This is a genomic window from Synechococcus sp. H55.8 (genome assembly GCF_047462375.1).
In the GTDB taxonomy this organism is placed as follows: domain Bacteria; phylum Cyanobacteriota; class Cyanobacteriia; order Thermostichales; family Thermostichaceae; genus Thermostichus.
On record NZ_JANSJC010000037.1, the window covers coordinates 1 to 17389 of the forward strand.

At 61.1% G+C, this 17389-nt stretch carries 13 protein-coding genes; 7 read left to right on the plus strand and 6 right to left on the minus strand.

Features of this window, described 5'->3' with window-relative positions:
* Positions 1-213: 213 nt before the first annotated feature.
* Positions 214-681, plus strand: a complete 468-nt coding sequence (locus NW862_RS11980) for a peroxiredoxin family protein (RefSeq protein WP_414334921.1) — start codon at positions 214-216, stop codon at positions 679-681.
* Here NW862_RS11980 and NW862_RS11985 read toward each other — a convergent pair.
* Entirely contained in the window at positions 678-3113 is a 2436-nt protein-coding gene (locus tag NW862_RS11985) for a glycoside hydrolase family 31 protein (RefSeq protein ID WP_414427218.1), read from the minus strand. The genes NW862_RS11980 and NW862_RS11985 overlap by 4 nt on opposite strands.
* 192 nt (positions 3114-3305) lie before the next feature.
* On the opposite strand from NW862_RS11985, the gene NW862_RS11990 reads away from it, so the two are divergent.
* The gene (locus tag NW862_RS11990; protein ID WP_414427219.1) at positions 3306-4394 is read left to right on the plus strand and encodes a PQQ-dependent sugar dehydrogenase; all 1089 of its coding nucleotides are present in this window, start codon (positions 3306-3308) and stop codon (positions 4392-4394) included.
* Between the two features lie 73 nt (positions 4395-4467).
* On the opposite strand, the gene NW862_RS11995 is transcribed toward NW862_RS11990, so the two are convergent.
* Positions 4468-4917 (minus strand): hypothetical protein, encoded by a 450-nt coding sequence (locus NW862_RS11995; protein WP_414348930.1) that lies wholly within the window; start codon positions 4915-4917, stop codon positions 4468-4470.
* Between the two features lie 284 nt (positions 4918-5201).
* Positions 5202-5405, minus strand: a complete 204-nt coding sequence (gene psbH, locus NW862_RS12000) for a photosystem II reaction center phosphoprotein PsbH (RefSeq protein WP_414331336.1) — start codon at positions 5403-5405, stop codon at positions 5202-5204.
* Between the two features lie 204 nt (positions 5406-5609).
* Between psbH and psbN the strand changes: the two genes are divergently transcribed.
* On the plus strand, positions 5610-5741 hold the full coding sequence (gene psbN / locus NW862_RS12005) for a photosystem II reaction center protein PsbN (RefSeq protein WP_011432995.1): 132 nt from the start codon (positions 5610-5612) through the stop codon (positions 5739-5741).
* A 26-nt stretch (positions 5742-5767) separates the two neighbouring features.
* A complete protein-coding gene (gene dapF, locus NW862_RS12010; RefSeq protein ID WP_414334917.1) occupies positions 5768-6637 on the plus strand; it encodes a diaminopimelate epimerase in 870 nt (289 codons plus the stop codon).
* Positions 6638-6643: 6 nt separating this feature from the next.
* Here the strand turns inward: dapF and NW862_RS12015 are convergent, their stop codons facing one another.
* Together NW862_RS12015 and NW862_RS12020 are read right to left on the minus strand one after the other, a co-directional pair.
* A complete protein-coding gene (locus NW862_RS12015; protein WP_414334916.1) occupies positions 6644-7288 on the minus strand; it encodes a hypothetical protein in 645 nt (214 codons plus the stop codon).
* A 113-nt stretch (positions 7289-7401) separates the two neighbouring features.
* The gene (locus NW862_RS12020) at positions 7402-7917 is read right to left on the minus strand and encodes a hypothetical protein (RefSeq protein WP_414334915.1); all 516 of its coding nucleotides are present in this window, start codon (positions 7915-7917) and stop codon (positions 7402-7404) included.
* Positions 7918-8182: 265 nt separating this feature from the next.
* Here NW862_RS12020 and pcrA point away from each other — a divergent pair, with 265 nt between their 5' ends.
* From pcrA to NW862_RS12035, 3 genes are all read left to right on the plus strand, one after another.
* On the plus strand, positions 8183-10528 hold the full coding sequence (gene pcrA, locus NW862_RS12025; RefSeq protein WP_414427220.1) for a DNA helicase PcrA: 2346 nt from the start codon (positions 8183-8185) through the stop codon (positions 10526-10528).
* A gap of 418 nt (positions 10529-10946) precedes the next feature.
* Entirely contained in the window at positions 10947-12164 is a 1218-nt protein-coding gene (locus NW862_RS12030; protein WP_414341905.1) for an efflux RND transporter periplasmic adaptor subunit, read from the plus strand.
* A 24-nt stretch (positions 12165-12188) separates the two neighbouring features.
* A complete protein-coding gene (locus NW862_RS12035; protein ID WP_414334912.1) occupies positions 12189-15386 on the plus strand; it encodes an efflux RND transporter permease subunit in 3198 nt (1065 codons plus the stop codon).
* Between the two features lie 226 nt (positions 15387-15612).
* Here NW862_RS12035 and gndA read toward each other — a convergent pair whose 3' ends face one another.
* A complete protein-coding gene (gndA, locus tag NW862_RS12040; protein ID WP_414334911.1) occupies positions 15613-17022 on the minus strand; it encodes an NADP-dependent phosphogluconate dehydrogenase in 1410 nt (469 codons plus the stop codon).
* Positions 17023-17389 lie beyond the last annotated feature (367 nt).

Sequence of the window (17389 nt, forward strand, 5' to 3'; positions counted from 1 at the left end):
GCAAAGCAGTTGCTTTGCCGTTTGCTTGGCGATGGTTGACCAAACAGCTTGTCAAGGTTCTGGGGCGCCGGGGCTGGGTGGCCTCATCAGCGCTTTACTACCCTAACCCCCATAAACTCATCCCGTCAAGAGATAACTCAAAGTTTTTTCGGCGGAGAAGGGATCCGGATTCGCCGTTAGACTGGTGAGGGGATCTTGAGGTCGGATGGCTCTATGGGTATTGTGATTGGGACCGCAGCTCCTGACTTCAGCCTGCCTGCAGTGGGGAAAGGGATCCCAAAGGGGGCCCAGATTTCGCTGGGGGCCTATCGGGGCAAGAGCAAGGTGTTGCTGGCTTTTTACCCGGCGGACTTCTCGCCGGTGTGTACGAGCGAGATGCGCTGTTTTCGGGAGGATTGGGGAGCTTTTCGGGCAGCAGGGTGCGAGATCTTGGGGATTAGCAGTGATCCTGTCTCCAAGCACGAAGCCTTTGCCGAGCAGCTCAAGCTGGAGTTTCCTTTGCTGAGCGATGTGGACAGGAGGGTGAGCCAGCAATACGGGGTGGATAGTCTGCTGGGGATACGGCGGGCCTATTTTGTGGTGGATAGCCAAGGGATCCTGCGCTACCAGCATGTGGAGTGGCTGCCCATCTTCAAGCGGGACAACCGCGAGCTGCTGGAGGCGGTGAGGGCAGTTGACTAGGGGCGGGCTCTTTCTGGGCTGGACAGACAGATCTGCTGGGCCTGGCCGCTGTCGGGCAAGAGGAGGGGGGCCTGGCCAAGGGGCTCAAGGATCCAGGTGCGTTTGGGTGGGATCCAGCCACCGTAGCGGGGCTCGATCTCTAGGAGGAGCTGGTTGGCCTGCTGGTGCAGGCGGAAGGTGGTGGTGGCCCACTGGCCGCTTGAGTAGGCGAGGGTTTGGCCGTCGTCTTCGTAGAGGGTGAAGCTGCCGTCACCGGGGTAGAGTTTAAGGCGCAGTTGGTCACGGCGCAGGTCGGTGGTGGACTGGCAGGGAGGAGCTAAGGGCAGGATAGAGCCGCTGCGCACAAAGAGAGGCAGTTGGTCAAGGGGGGCGGGGGCCAGCACATAGCCAGGGCCGCTGTGGGCCTGGCCTGTCCACCAGTCAAACCAGGTGCCCGCCGGGAGATAGACAGCGCGGCAGCGGATCCCCGGACGGACGACGGGGGCAGCTAGGAGGGCGGATCCCAGCATGGCTTGGTCTGAGATCTCGTAGGTCTGGGGATCGTCAGGGAATTCGTAGAACAGGGGGCGCAGGATGGGGGAGCCGGTTTGGCTGGACTCCCAGAAGAGGCTGTAGAGGTAGGGCAACAGTTGATAACGCAGCTGGATGGCCTGTCGAGCAATGGCTTCCACCTCAGGGCCAAAGCTCCAGGGTTCGTGGGGGCGAGTTCCCTGAGCACTGTGGCCGCGCATGAGGGGATAGAGGAGCCCCATTTGCATCCAGCGGGCAAACAGTTCAGGAGTAGCGTTGCCCCCGAAGCCGCCGATGTCGGCGCCGACAAAGCTAACTCCCGACAGGCCCAGGTTGAGGAGCATGGGTAGGGACATCTCCAGATGTTCCCAGGAGGATTGGTTGTCTCCTGTCCAGACGGCAGCCCAGCGCTGGATCCCGGCAAAGCCGGAGCGGGTGAGGACAAAGGGGCGCTGGTTGGGGCAGAGCTGTTCTAGACCCTCGCGGGAGGCGCGGGCCATCAGGAGGCCATAGAGGTTGTGCACCTCGGCGTGGGTGGTGCGCTCTTCGGGGGATCCTTGGGGGGCGTCGGGGGGGATGTCCACAATTTGGCCCCCATCTCCAAAGGGGCGGTCGTTGAGGGCCGGCTCATTCATGTCGTTCCAGATGCCATCCACACCGGCTTGAGTGAGAACCCGCTGCCAGGATCCCCACCACTGCCGCACTGCGGGGCGCGAGAAATCGGGGAAGAGAACTTTGCCCGGCCAAACATAGCCGTGGAAGAGGTGGCCGTCGGCGCGGCGAATGAAGAAGTCTTGGGCCAGGCCCTCGTCAAAAACGGCGTAGTCGGCTTCGGGATCGAACTTGACGCCGGGATCCCCAATGGCCACCACTCGAAAGCCGGCTTCATGCAGCCGGGCCGTGAGGCGGGCGGGATCGGGAAAGCGGCGGGGATCCCAGGTGAAAACGCGGTAGCCGCGCATGTAGTCGATATCCAGGTAGATGACGTCGCAGGGGATCTGGCGCTGGCGAAATTGCTCGGCAATGTTCTGTACTTGAGCAGCGCTGGCGTAGCTCCAGCGGCACTGCTGGTAGCCGAGGGCCCAGAGCGGAGGCAGGGGGGTTCGCCCGGTGAGTTGGGTGTAGGTCTGGAGCACCAAGGCGGGGGTAGGGCCGTAGATGAGGTAGTAGTCCAGCTCGGGGGCGCGCACTTCGATGGCCCACTGTTCAGGCTCCGCCTGGCCTAGGTCAAACTGGCTCCAGTGGGTGCAGTGCAGGAAGAGGCCGTAGCAGAGGCCAGGGCGGAGGAGCAAGGCAAAGGGAATGGCCAGATAGAGGTTGTCACTGTGGGCGTCGTAGCCCCAGCAGTCGCGGGTCCAGTGGCTGTAGCGCCGGCCCCGCTTGTTGAGCAGCCCAGCCCGTTCTCCCAGGCCGTAGATGTGCTCGGCGGGGTGGAGGGATTTAACCAGGCGGATGCTCTCGGATCCCCAACTGAGGCCCCCAGAGATATCGGCACAAAAGACCTGGCCCTGGGGATCCCGAAAGCTGAAGCAGAGGGGATCCCGGTCGATCTGCAGTTGCACCAGAGAAGTGCTGAGGTGAACTTGGGTGGGGCTTTCCTGCAGCTCAAAAGGAGCCGGCGGCCACTCTGCATCCGCCAGAGCCACATCCCAAGAACGACGGGGCAAAAACTCGCCGCTGGGGCTAAAGCGCAGCCGCAGCAGACGAGGGGTGAGCACCTGCACAGACCAGCAGCCCTGAGTACAGAGGAGACGGATCCCCCTGGGATGGGCCTGAAGTTCCTGCAGGGATCCACAGGTTTGCCTCTGGGGCTGGCCGAAGATCTCGCTAGCTTCCAGCATGGTTTGGGGGCAGATGCTGCCCTCAAGGCTAACCCAAGGCCGCAAGGGAGCAGGCAGCTCCCCACTCTTGTGCGCAGCCAACTCTGCTCCCATCGGTACATCTTTTTAGAAGAGCAGCAGCAATGATTGGCTAGCTCAAACCTCAAAATCCATCGCGAAAACGAGGTGGCAATGGCTCTGAGGATCCCGGCGATAAAACTTCTCTCCTCGCTGTTGCTTTTGGGGGGGTTGTCCGCCCCTGTTGGGGCCTACCCGGTCAGACCGGAAACGGTCATGTCTCTGCAACAGGGGGATCACGCCCAAGCTCTGCCCAGAGCCAGGACAGAGCAGCGCTTCCAGGTCGTGACGTTGGCAAGCGGGTTGGAGCATCCTTGGGGGATGGCCTTTCTGCCAGACGGAACCATCCTGGTGACCGAACGTCCGGGCCGGCTGCGCCGAGTTACCGAGCAGGGGTTGGATCCCCAGCCCATCGCTGGGGTGCCAGAGGTGTTTGCCCGCGGCCAGGGAGGGCTGCTGGATATTGCCTTGCACCCCAACTACGCAGAGAACGGCTGGATCTACTTGTCCTATGCAGCTCCTGGGCCAGGCGGCGGGGGGACGCGAGTGGCGCGGGCCCGCCTGGGAGAAAGAGGACTCCAGGATCTGGAAGTGATTTTTGACATGGAGCGCAAAACCCCTGCCCAACAGCACTTCGGCTCCCGCCTGGCCTTTGACAAAGAAGGGTTTCTCTACATCAGCACCGGCGACCGCGGCGAGCGGGATCGGGCCCAGGATCTGGGGGATGCTGCCGGCAAGGTGTTGCGCCTTACTGACACGGGCGGGATCCCGGCGGACAATCCTTTTGTGAATCAAGCGGGGGCTTTGCCGGAAATTTTTACCTATGGCAACCGCAACATTCAGGGAATGGCCCGCCACCCCGAGACAGGAGCCATTTGGACGCACGAACATGGGGCGCAAGGGGGGGACGAGATCAACATCTTGGCCCCCGGCGTCAACTACGGCTGGCCCCTGATTACCCATGGTCGGGAGTACAGCGGCGAACCGGTCGGCCAAGGACTGGCGGCAGCTCCTGGATTGGCTTCGCCGCTGCTGCACTGGACGCCCTCCATTGCCCCTTCCGGCATGGCCTTTTATACAGGAGATGCCTTCCCTGAATGGCGGGGCAACTTATTCGTGGGGGCTTTGGCGGGACAGCATTTGGCGCGTTTGGTACTAGATGGGGATCGCGTTGTGGCAGAAGAGCGCCTGCTGCAAGGGGCGGTGGGTCGCATCCGGGATGTGCGCCAGGGGCCGGATGGCTTGCTCTACTTGTTGACCGATGCCCCCAACGGATCCCTGTTGCGCTTGGAGCCAAGCTCTTGATTGGGGTTAAGCTACATGGCCCTAGTCCTGTGGGATTAGCCCCAGCAGAGTTTCCTAACTCCCACTGCCGCTACTACAAGAACTTGACATCTTGCTCAATGGGGAGTGGCTCTCCTGTTTGGGCATCTGTATTTTGGCAGGCAAAGCACTCCTCTGGAGTTAGCCTAATAACCTGCCCTGGAGCCGGCAGAAGGAACATCCTTAGCTCTTTGGTTGGGATCAGGACAGTTTTGCCATTTGGGGCCTTGCGCTTGTGTTTTTCGTCGGCGAAGGTTCTGACAACGCAAGATATGGGATAGTAGTCGCCGTTTTGGAGCTTAGCTTCCAAAAGCGCTCTCCAGTAAGGGCTGTATCCGAAAATCCACTGACCCTTAGAAAACTTGAGATCGAATGCTTGACTCCAAATTCTGCTGTAAAAAGTGATAATCGATGTCCTGACTTTGTAGGCTCCTGTTATCTCCTCCAAGTGAGATAAAAACTCGCCGGCAGTCAATGCTTGAGGAGGATTGGCAAAGGGACTCATGAAGCATCTCCTGGCTTTTGGTTACAGGCAGGGGATACCTGGGTCTTCCCAGTCTACCCAAATCGAAACACCTGCCCAGCGGCCAGGAGTCTGTTAGAAGCTGTCCGTCCTCGTTGTCGATAGCCGGGGGCTCCCCATCAAAGGCAGGGGAGCCTGTAGATAGAAGCAGCACTCAGGAGGAGAAGCTGGGGATCCGTCTGCTGAAAACTGGTGCCGGCTGGGACACAAAAACCTCTCGATACCGGCATTTTTTCAGAAACAGCGCCAACGGTAGCCAAAGGTGCTCAGAAGCTGAGGCTCTCCCAAGAGACGTTGATGTCTTCCAAGAGCAGCGACTTGTTGTAGATCTGCAGAATGATCAACAAAAAGACGGCGAACAGAGCCATGAAGACCGCCATCAGGGGCGTGGTGCCCCAGCCAGGGGCCACTTTGCCGTATTCCGAGTTGAGGGGACGCAGCAGATCGCCCAGTTTGGTACGAATGGCCATAGGTTCTCGCGATAGGTCAAAGACAGGACAGGATGGATTTATCAAGTTGGGAGTGATCAGGGCGGCGGAGCGCTGCTGCTCAGCACCGTCAAGACAGCCGCCCCCTAAAATCAGGCTATCAGAATCTGGCCGAACCCTTTTGTCTCAGGCAATGAATTGTAAACTTGTGTAATACTATAGTCGAATACCCTCAGGATCGAAGATATGGAGCCCACCTTTTCCCTGATTGTGGCGATCGCGGCAGTTACCATCTGCATCACCGCGTTTGCCATCTACACGGCCTTTGGCCCCCCTTCTAAGGACTTGCAGGATCCCTACGAGATGCACGAGGATTGAAGCCGGTTGTTTTGCGGTTCCGCTGCATGCCTGTTCGTTTGCCCTCCCGTCTCTCTTTCCACAAATACCAGGGGCTGGGGAACGACTTTATCTTGGTGGACAACCGCCACCAGCCGCAGCCCTGCCTGACGCCTGAGGAAGCCGTTGCCCTCTGCAACCGCCGCTTTGGCGTGGGGGCAGATGGGGTTATCTTTCTGCTGCCGGGGCAGGAGGGGGCCGACTTCAGCATGCGCCTGTTCAACAGCGACGGCTCGGAGCCGGAGATGTGCGGCAACGGGATCCGCTGCTTGGCCCGCTTTTTGCAGGATCTGGGGATCCCTGGCCGAGACGGTGCCTACCCGATCCACACCTTGGCGGGGCGGATCGTGCCGCGGGTGCAGCCAAATGGCCTGGTGACGGTGGACATGGGGATCCCTCGCCTCTTGGCCGGGCAAGTCCCCACCACTTTGGCCAAACCGGATGCCAAGGTGATTCGGCAACCGCTCCCGGTGGCCGGGCGGGAGTGGCCGGTGACGGCGGTGAGCATGGGCAACCCCCATTGTGTGGTCTTCTTGGAAGAAGAGGGATCCCTGGAGGAGCTGGACTTGGAAAGGGTAGGCCCCCTGTTTGAGCATCACCCAGCCTTTCCCGAGCGCACCAACACCGAATTTGTGCAGGTGCTCGGCCCCAACCGCCTGCGGCTGCGGGTTTGGGAGCGGGGGGCAGGGGCGACGCTGGCCTGTGGGACAGGCGCCTGTGCCGCCCTGGTGGCCGCCGTTTTGGAAGAGCGGGCCGAGCCCCAAGCCACGGTAGAGCTGCCGGGAGGCAATCTGGAGATTCGCTGGGATCCCGATACCCAACACGTATGGATGACCGGGCCGGCCCTGCCTGTTTTCAGCGGCACCACGGCCGAGTGAGAGATCTCAGGCTCCCAAGCCCAGCAAGAGAAAGGCCAGCAGGGCGAGGATCCCGCGGGCAAGGCTCCAGCCCTGCCGCCAGATCAGCGCCACCGCCAGGCCCAGCAAGACCAACCCCAGCCCCAGACCAAAGCGGAGAAACAGGGGGTGCACCCATTGGTTGAGGGAGCGTTTGAGCCAGGGGAAGAACACCCCCAAGGCGAAGGCCAGCCCCACCGGGATCCAGTCGATCCAACCCGTCCGCTCCCAGCCCCCCACCAGGTAGAAGCCGGCCAGGCAAAGGCCTAGGCAGAAAAACAGCACGCGCCTGCCGGGATAGTCTTGTCGGTAGCTGGAAGCAAGACTGCGGGGCTCCTTGGGATGGGCCAAGACCAATGGCTCTACGGCGAAGCTTTCGCTCCACTCCGGTGCCTCATCCATTTGCCCGCGGCACCAGAGGTAAACGTTGACTTTTCGCAACCCCTGCAGCAGCGAGGCTTCCACGGCGTTGCGCACCACCTCCATCACCTGCAGGGTATCCACCACATCGCCGGGCAGCCGTTCCAGCAACACATTCAGCACCTGACCCTTCAGCTCCGCGCGGCCAAACAGCCGCAAATCGGCCAGCTTGTAGTCGAGGATTTGGTTTAAGGTCTTGAGCTGGCGACGCATGGGATCCCGGCACCAAGCCGTCTGACAGGTTTGCTCTCAAGTTTGCACATGACTTCGCTAGAACCAGTTTAGCGGTTGGGGAGGAAGCAACGGAAAAGCGGGATCCAGGGCAATCAAGTGCGCGTGCGAATGCACTGACGAATGCTGAGGTTGGACTGGTCCAGGTTGGCGAACCCGCCCAGGAGGGTGCCTTGGTTGTCCAAAAGCAGCAAGGCGGCCTGGCGGCGAAAATCGATCCCCGGCAGCACCTCGGCAGCCACCTCCTGCAGCCTCTGGATGGTTGCTCCCTCAAAATCGACGGAGACATAGACAAACGGAGAAACCAAGCGCGGATCCGTGGGCGCGCTCTCGCGGATGGCCTGTAAAACCAGGTTTCGCACCAGCAACAGCCCTCTGCCATCGACCAACACGATCTGGCGCAGCCGAGGGTTTTGCCCAAACTCCAGGGCCAAGCTTTTGGAAAGAGCTTCCGCTTGGGAGCGGGTTTGGCTGTTGGTCAAGATCACGGCCTGAATGCCGTCGTACTGACTTAAGTCGAGCCGATCCCCGGAAACGCTTTCCAGCTTGAGGTCAAGAGAGGCTTGGGGGTTGCCGCTGCTGGGGCAGTTGCCGGCTTGAGCTGGAGCCAACGGGCCCGCGGAGAGGAGAGCAAAGGTAGCAACCCCCAAAGCGACCAGTCTTTTTGGAAAGCCAAGCGGGCAGCAATTAGGTGGGGCCCCGCAACTAAGCAAAACTCGTTTCATAGCAGCAAGTTCTGGGGTGAGCTGGCCAAATCTTAACCAATCTTCATCTTTAGCTTTGGCGCTCTAGAGTACCTTTTGGGCTTCCCAAGCCTGTTGGGTTGCCAGCCAGCCTGCGCCCATAATGGAAAGCAGTTTCTCGTTGGCGGCAGATATGACTTCTGGCTCCTTGTTGGATGGCCTCAATCCTTCTCAACGCCAAGCGGTGCAACACTTTTGCGGCCCTTTGCTGGTGGTGGCGGGGGCAGGTTCCGGCAAGACGCGCACCCTCGCCTATCGCATCGCCCACCTCATCCGCCACCATCGGGTGGATCCGGGGGAGATTTTGGCCGTGACCTTCACCAACAAGGCCGCCCGCGAAATGAAAGAGCGCATCGAGCAGCTCTTTGCCCAGCAGGAGGCCCAGGAGCAGTTTGGGATCCCCTTGGAGCAACTGGAGCCGGCCCAGGCGACGCGGCTGAAATCGGCGGTTTACCGCCGTTGGATTAAACCCCTTTGGATTGGTACGTTCCACAGCCTATTTGCCCAGATCCTGCGCCTGGAGATTGAAAAATACCAGGATCCCAAGGGACGCAAGTGGACTCGTAACTTCTCGATTTTCGATGAATCGGACGCCCAATCCCTGGTTAAAGAGATTGTAACTAAGCAACTCAACTTAGATGAGCGCAAGTTCGATCCAAGATCGGTGCGCTACGCCATTAGCAATGCCAAAAACCAGGGTTGGACTCCTCGCGATTTAGAGCGCCACCAGCCCAACTTCCGAGGCCGCATCCTCGCTCAGGTTTACGAGCTCTACGAAGATCAACTGGCGGCCAACAATGCCCTCGATTTCGACAACTTAATTTGGATCCCGGTGCAGCTTTTTCGTCAAAATGAGCAGGTCTTGGCCTACTGGCACCAGCACTTTCGGCACATCTTGGTGGACGAATACCAAGATACCAACCGCACCCAGTACGAGCTGATCCGGCTGCTGGCAACCAACGGCGAGACCCGCCGCTCCGAGTGGGACTGGACCAATCGCTCCCTCTTTGTGGTGGGCGATGCGGATCAAAGCATCTATCGCTTTCGGGGGGCTGATTTCACCATTTTGCTGGAGTTTCAAGAGACCTTTGGCGATGGCCTGCCGGACGACGATACCCGCACCCTGATCAAATTGGAAGAAAACTATCGCTCCACCGCCACGATTTTGCAGGCGGCCAATACCCTCATCGAGAAAAACACCGAGCGCATTGACAAGGTTCTCCGGCCAACGCGCCATCAGGGCAGTTTTATCATCTGCCATCAGGCCGAAGATGAGATGGCCGAGGCTGAGTTTGTGGTCAACGCCATCCGACGATTACACGGCCAAAATCCCAACTCTTCCTGGGGAAATTTTGCCATTCTCTACCGCACCAACGCCCAATCTCGCCCCTTTGAAGAGGTTTTGCTGCGGTGGGGGATCCCTTACACGGTGGTGGGCGGGCTGCGATTTTACGATCGCAAAGAGATTAAGGATGTGCTGGCCTATTTGCGGGTTGTGCTCAACCCTGCCGATTCTTTTAGCCTGTTGCGCATTATCAATGTGCCGCGGCGGGGTATCGGCAAATCGACTCTGGACAAGCTAACCGAAGCGGCGGCTGCCTTAAATGTACCCCTGTGGACTATCCTCAGCGACGAGGCTTCTGTCACCAACCTGGTGGGGCGTTCGGCCAAGCCGGTTCTTCAGTTTGCCGAGCTTATCCAGCATTGGCACAGACAGATGGCCCAGGTTTCGGCTGCCGCCCTCCTAGAGGGGCTGCTGCGGGATTGCGGCTATCTGGAAGATCTCAAGGCCCAGGGCACAGAAGAGGCCGAGGAAAGGATCGCCAACGTGATGGAACTCTACAACGCGGCCCGCCAATTTGAAGAAGAACAGGAGGATCCCAGCCTTGAGGCTTTCTTGAGCAATGTGTCTTTGGCTTCCGATTTGGACAACCTTCAGGAGGGAGCTGAGAAAGTTTCGTTAATGACGTTGCACGCTTCCAAAGGGCTGGAGTTCCCGGTGGTGTTTTTGGTGGGGTTGGAACAGGGCCTATTTCCCAATTTTCGCGCCCTGGAGGATCCCGCTGCTTTGGAAGAGGAACGGCGCCTCTGCTACGTGGGCATCACCCGCGCCCGCGAGCAATTGTTTCTCTGCCACGCCAGCGAGCGGCGGCTCTACGGCAACCGGGAACCAGCTATTCCCTCTCTATTTTTAAGCGAGCTGCCCCAAGAGCTAATCCAATGGGAGAGAGGCAGGGGGCTTTCGTTCTCCGCCGACAACGCGGCTGCGGCCACGCCCAAAGCAAAGGCTGCTCGCCGCCAAAGCCGTTCCTCCCAGTGGGCAGTTGGGGATCGCCTGCAACATCCCCAATTCGGACAGGGGCAAATTACCCACGTGTTCGGCAGCGGCGAACGGATCACCCTGGCGGTGAGGTTTCCCGCCATCGGCCAGCAGAAAATCTTGGATCCCCGCATCGCGCCCATTCAAAAGCTCAGCTAGCTAGCTGGGCCCGAAACCGCTTTGGAGATGGATGGCGTAGCGGTATGGGTCTCATCCTTTTTGTAGGTGCCTTCATCTCGCCCAGAACTTGCTTGGAATAGGGCGGGTTGGCAGGGATCCCTTTTGTCGTGTAGAAATGTGAAGGCTTGCTAGGGCAAGGCCCCTGAAAAGATCACAAGGCCGACCATCCGGGTTTGAACCCTTTCCCCAGGTGGGCAGTCTAGCCGGATGGGCCGTCGTTTTTGGGTTGTGAGGCGGGCTTGTTCTCTTCGAGGGCAGTTACAGCGGGCAAGCGAGTGGTAGGTGGCTGATGCGCTGCAGCAAAAGGGGAGCTGGGCTACTCATCCTGCCGGCAGGACAGAGCTCCGGCTCGGCAAGGCAACTCCCTCTAGCTTTTGCCTTCGCTCTGGCGTTGCTTGTGGGCGTTCCCGGCTCTGTCGCCTATACCCAGATGGTTTGGGCCCAGCGTCCGGTGGAAGGCGGCGGCCAAGGTAGGGCGCCGCGCCCTGTCTCGGTGGATGTGGCCACAGCCCAGGTGGGATCCCTGGGGGCCGACTTGCGCTACACCGGCACCACCCAGCCCCTGCGGCAGGCGACGCTGCGCACCCGGATCGAGGGGCTGTTGCTACAGCTAGCGGTGGATGTCGGGGATCCGGTGCAAGCGGGGCAACTGCTGGGTCAGTTGGATCCCACCCTGCTGCAGGCGGCTCTGCTGCAGGCCCAATCGCAACTGGCGGCGCAGGAATCTCAGGTGGCCCAGGCGCAGGCGCAACTGAGCAATGCCCGCACCCAAGTGGAGCAGGCCCGCCTGAACCTTTTGCAACTGGAGGCCGATGCCGAACGCCTAGGACAACTGGCGCAAAAGGGAGCTGTTTCCGCCCAACAGGCGGAACAAGCCCGCACCGCCGCCCGCACGGCTGCTCAGGCCTTGCGCTCGGCAGAGGAACAGGTACGTGTCCAAGAGCAAGCGGTGATCGCTGCCCAGCGCCAGGTGGACGCCCAGGGATCCCTGGTGGCCCAGGCCCAGGAGCGCCTTTCCTACACCCAACTGCGCTCGCCCCTGACGGGGGTGGTGCTCTCCCGGCAGGCGGATCCGGGCGCTTTTTTGAACGCGGGGGCAGACGTGCTGACGGTGGCCGATTTCAGCCAGGTGAGGGTGGAGTTTCCCCTTTCTGAATTGGAGCTGGCGCGGGTGCAGGTGGGCCAAGCCGTTCAGGTGGAATTGGACGCCTTTCCTGGCCAACGCTTCGCTGGACAAATTGCCCGCATCTCCCCGGCTGCCGATCCCCAGGCCCGCCTGATCCCGGTTGAAGTGGTGATCCCCAACCCCGGCGGCCGCATCGGCAGTGGCTTGTTGGCCCGAGTGGAGCTGACCAGGCCGCAGGCGCAGCGGGTGATCGTGCCGGCCACAGCAATTCAACAGAACGAGCCGGGTGCAGCCCTGGTCTTTGTGGTGGAGCGGCAGGGGGAAACGGCGCGGGTGTTGGCCCGCCCGGTGCAACTGGGAGCACAGCGGGATGGCCAGGTGGAGATCGTGTCGGGATTGGAAGCTGGCGAGCCGTTTGTGGTGCGCAGCGCTGCCCCTTTGCAAGATGGGCAGGAAGTGCAGCTAAGTGTCCTCTCGGAACGATTCTAAACGTTTATCAAAGGAGCTACGCCCATGACCCCAGCCCCGAGCGGACTCAGCCTCAGCGGCCTGGCCATCCGCCGCCACATTGGCACCCTGATGCTGGCTTTGGCGGCGATCGTCATGGGCTTCTATTTCCTCACCCGCCTGCCGGTGGATCTGTTGCCCTCGATTGTCTATCCCCGCATTGGCGTGCGGGTGGAGCTGGCGGGAGTAACCCCAGAGGTGGCCGTCGAGGAGATTACCCGCCCTCTGGAAGACTCGCTTTCCACTGTGGAAGGGGTGGAACAGATCTATTCCACCACCCGCGAAGGGCAAGTCCGGGTGGATCTCTTCTTTGCGCCGGGGGGCAACATCGATCAAGCCCTCAACGACACCACGGCGGCGGTGAACCGAGCCAGAGGACGGCTGCCGGATGGGGTTTCGGCTCCCACGGTGTTTAAGTTTGACCCTTCCCAGTTGCCCGTTTATGAGTTTGCCCTGAACGCGCCCGGGCTGACGGATGTGGAGCTGCGCCGCTTTGCCGAGGAAGAGTTGGCCCGCGAGTTGGGCGTGGTGCCGGGGGTGGCCACGGTGGATGTGGCCGGGGGCACTCTCGAAGAGGTGCAGGTGGATCTGGATGTGGAGCGGCTGCAGGCATTGGGGCTGGGCCTGACGGATGTGCTCGGCCAACTGCAGGCCCGCAACCAGGATCTTGCCGGGGGACGGATCCGCGGCGAGCTAGTGGAGCCTTTGACGCGCACAATAGGCCGGTTCCGCAGCCCGGAAGATATTCAAGCGCTGCGCTTCAACACCCCCAGTGGAGGGACGGTGCGCCTAACAGACTTTGCCACGGTGGCCGTGCGCCCTGCTGCCGAGGGGGTGCGGGTGACCTTGAATGGAGAGCCGGCTGTGCGCCTGAGCATTCAAAAGCAGCCGGATGCCAACACCATCCGCGTGGTGGACGGGATCCGTCGCCGCCTGGAACAACTGCGGGCCGCCGGCCTCATTCCGCCGCAAGTAACCCTGATCCCCACCAGCGACGAGTCCCGCTTCATCCGCAGCTCGATTCAAAGTGTGGCTCTTGCCGGCTTGAGCGGGGCGGTGCTGGCCGGGCTGGCGGTGTTGCTGTTTTTGGGATCCCTGCGCCAAACCCTGATCGTGGTGACCGCCATTCCCCTGGCCACCCTGGCGGCAGTGCTGCTGATGGGCCTGTTCGGCCTTTCCATCAATATCATCAGCCTGGGAGGGCTGGCCCTGGGGGTGGGGATCGTGGTGGACAACGCCATCGTGATGTTGGAAAACATCGCCAAAGGAACAGAAGGGATCCCACGGCAGGACGCCCGTTGGTTTGGGCAGCGGGTGCTGGAGCAAGCGGAGCGCAGCAGCCGCCAGTTGGAATCGGCCCTGGTGGCCTCCACGGCCACCAACCTGGTGTCGGTGTTGCCCTTCTTGCTGGTGGGAGGTTTTGTTTCGCTGATTTTCAACGAGCTGATTTTGACCATCAGCTTTGCCGTGGCCGGATCCCTGGTGGTGGGCCTGACGGTGGTGCCGATGCTCACCTCTCGCCTGTTGACGATCCGCCGCAGCAGTGGGCTGCGCCACTGGGGCCCGATCCGCAGCTTTGGGCGGGGGATCCTGGGTGGCACCTATGCCTATCGACGGCTGCTGAGCCGCTTGTTGCGGCGACCGGCGCTGCCTATCCTGCTGGCTTTTCTCCTCCTGGGCGGGGGCAGCTATTGGATGGCCGGGCAACTGAACCAAGAGCTTCTGCCCCGCATCGCCACCGGGCAGGTGAACCTGTCTGCCAACTTTGCCCCCGGCACCACTCTGGAGACCAACCACCGCATCATGCAGGCGGTGGATCGCCTTTTGCTAGAGCAACCTGAGGTGGAGTATGCGTTCACCACGGCAGGTGGATCCGCCTTTGGGGGCAGCACTGTTGAGAACCCCCTGCGGGGCACCAGCACCATCACCCTCAAGCCCGGCACCGACGTGGGACGTTTCGTGGATCGGGTGAACGGGTTGATAGGCCAACTGAACTTGGTGGGATCCCGCATCCGCGTGTTTCCGGGCAGCGTCCGCGGCCTTTCCGCCCGCAATTCTGCCGTCAATGCCGAAGTGGACGTGGTGCTCCAAGGGGAGGCCACTCAGGCGCTTCAAGAGGCTAGCCGCAGGGTGTTGCGGGCCTTGGACGAGCAGGCTACCCTCTCCACCTTCCGCCCTGATGCCGACGATAGCCAGCCGGAGCTCCAGATTTGGCCGGATTGGGAGCGGGCCGCTCCCCTGCGCCTCAGCCTTCAGGACATAGGCCGGGTGGTGCAGACGGCGGTGCAGGGATCCGTGCCCATCCAATTGCAGCAGGGCAGCCGCCTTCTGGATGTGCGGGTTCGCCTGGCCACGCCCATCACCCAGCCTTCGCAACTGGAGCGCCTGCCCTTGGCTGTGCAGAATGGCCAGCCGCTGCGCTTGGGGGATGTGGCCAGGTTGCAGATGGGGGAGGCCCCCGGGGAAATTCGCCGCCTCAACCAACGGCAGGTGGTCATTTTGAACGGCAGCCTCAGGGCCGGAGCCAACCAGAGCGCTGCTGTCGCCGAGGTGGATGAGATCCTGTCGGGCCTGGAACTGCCTGCCGGCGTGACCCGCCTGCCCAGCGTGGCCTTGGAAAACAACCGGGAGCTGCGCAACAACCTGCTGCTGCTGGGATCCCTGGCAGCTTTTTTGGTGTTTGTGGTGATGGCGGTGCAGTATAACTCCCTCCTCGACCCGCTGGTGATCATGCTGACGGTGCCTTTGGCCCTCTCCGGCGGCATCCTGGGCCTGTTCCTCACCCGCACGGCAGTGGGGGCTACGGTGCTGGTGGGGGCGGTGCTGCTGGTGGGCATTGTGGTCAACAACGCCATCTTGATGGTGGAGCTGGCCAACCAAATTCGAGAGGAACAGGGCTTGGATTATCGCAGCGCCATGCTAGAGGCTGCCCCGCAGCGGCTGCGCCCGATCCTGATGACCACAGTGACGACGGTGCTGGGCCTGTTCCCCCTGGCGTTGGGCTGGGGAGAGGGATCCGAGCTGCTGCAACCGCTGGGGGTTGTGGTTTTTTCCGGCCTTTCTTTGGCGACGCTGCTGACCTTGGTGGTGATCCCTTGCTTCTACGTGCTGCTGCATAGAGGGGGAAGCAAAACCTCAACTCCCCCTTTTCCCAAGCTGGCGGTTGTCCCACCCGCGGCTTTGTCCGAGACTGCTGGTCAGTAGCTGGGATTGGCACTGTTAATCGCCGCTTGGAGATGTTTCGCAGCGAGGGATCCCTGGGGGCACCCACTGCTTTGCCGGTGGCCAAGGGGATTACGCCCTGCGCCTCGCCTTCAGCTACCAACCGGAAGAGCGCATCCTCAGCAGCATCCAGGTCATCGGAGAACACCTGCACAAACTCATGGACCAACGCTGACAGATCCCAGGCCAGAGGGAGATCCCAAGACTTCTAGGGATTCCAGGCGTGGTGGAAAACCCCCGGCCTGTCGATGCGCTCAAAGGTGTGGGCCCCGAAGAAGTCCCGCTGGGCCTGGGTGAGGTTCTGGGGCAGGTCGGCGGTGCGGTAGCTGTCGTAGTAGGCCAAGGAGGCGCTGATGGCTGGGATCGGGATCCCCAGGGCTGCCGCCGTGGCCACCACCCGCCGCCAGGAGCCCTGTCGCTCCTGGATCGCCTGCTTGAACTCCTCATCCAAAAGTAGGTTCACCAGCTCTGGATCCCGTTTGTAGGCTGATTGGATCTCGCCCAGAAAGCGGGCGCGGATGATACAGCCCCCTTTCCAAATCCGCGGGATCTCGCTGAAGGTATAGACATAGCCGTGGGCAACGGTGGCTTGCCTGAGCAGCGCCATCCCCTGGGCATAGGAACAGATCTTGGAACAATAGAGGGCGGCACGCAGATCTTCAAGGAAGCAGTCGGGATCCCCTTCAAAAGTTGCATCGGGCCCTTTCAACTGAGCAGAGGCAGCCACCCGCTCCTCTTTCAGCGACGAGAGGATGCGAGCTTGCACCGCCGCTTCGATGGTGGGCACCGGCACCCCCAAATCCAGGGCATCCTTGACCGTCCACAAGCCCGTACCCTTCTGCCCCGCCTTGTCCAAAATCAGATCCACCAGCGGCTTGCCCGTCTCCGGATCCAGCGTTCCCAAAATCTTGGCGGTAATCTCAATCAAAAACGACTCCAGCTCCGTCTCGTTCCAGGCCTGAAAAATCTCCTGCATCTGCGAGGCCGTCAGCTTCAAGCCCCGGCGCATCAAGTCATAGACCTCGGCGATCAGTTGCATATCGCCATATTCGATGCCGTTGTGCACCATCTTCACGTAGTGCCCACCCCCTTTGGGCCCCAGGTAGGTAACGCAGGGGCCATCCGCCACTTGAGCGGCAATTTTGCTCAGGATGGGCTCCAGTTGGCGATAGGCTTCCGGGCTGCAGCCGGGCATGAGGCTGGGGCCGTTGAGGGCGCCCTCTTCGCCGCCGCTCACCCCCATGCCGACAAAGTGGATCCCGGTGGACTCCAGAGCCTCGGCGCGGCGATCCGTATCGGTGTAGAGGGAGTTGCCGCCATCGATGAGGATGTCTCCCGGCTCCAGCAGCGGCTTCAGCTCGTCGATCACCGCGTCTACCGGCGGGCCCGCCTTGACCATGATCAGGATTTTGCGGGGCCGCTCCATCATCTGCACCAATTCCGGCAGGCTGTAGGCAGGGGTGACCTGTTTGCCTTGGGCTCGCTCCCGCATGAACTGGTCGGTTTTGGAGCCGGTGCGGTTGTAGACGGCAACCGGAAAGCCGTTGCGCTCGACGTTGAGGGCCAGGTTTTCCCCCATCACCGCCAGGCCGATCACCGCAAAGCTAGGCTTGCTCATGGTTGGGGCACTATCGACACCTCACCCAATCTAGAGGTCGATCCGACCAACCGGGCTCAGGGATCCTGTTTTCTTCACTTTTGCCGGAGTGTAGGCTCAAGGACTCTCCGGATTTCCCATCCTTGCAGAGGAAGCACGTTCGAGATAGCTGCTGCCTCTGTGGCAACTGGATCAGCTAGAAACCACAGGAGCCCCGCCCTGTACCCGTAGGGTCAGGCTCGGGAGAAATGCGGACGACGTATAGTTGTAACATGACCCAAGTCCTGACTATCTCCTGCAAGCTCAAGGTATCTGCTTCGCAAGCCGTGAAGCTAGAGGCAACCTTGTCGGCTTTTGCACAAGCACTCCTCGCGCCAGCGGGCCGTAG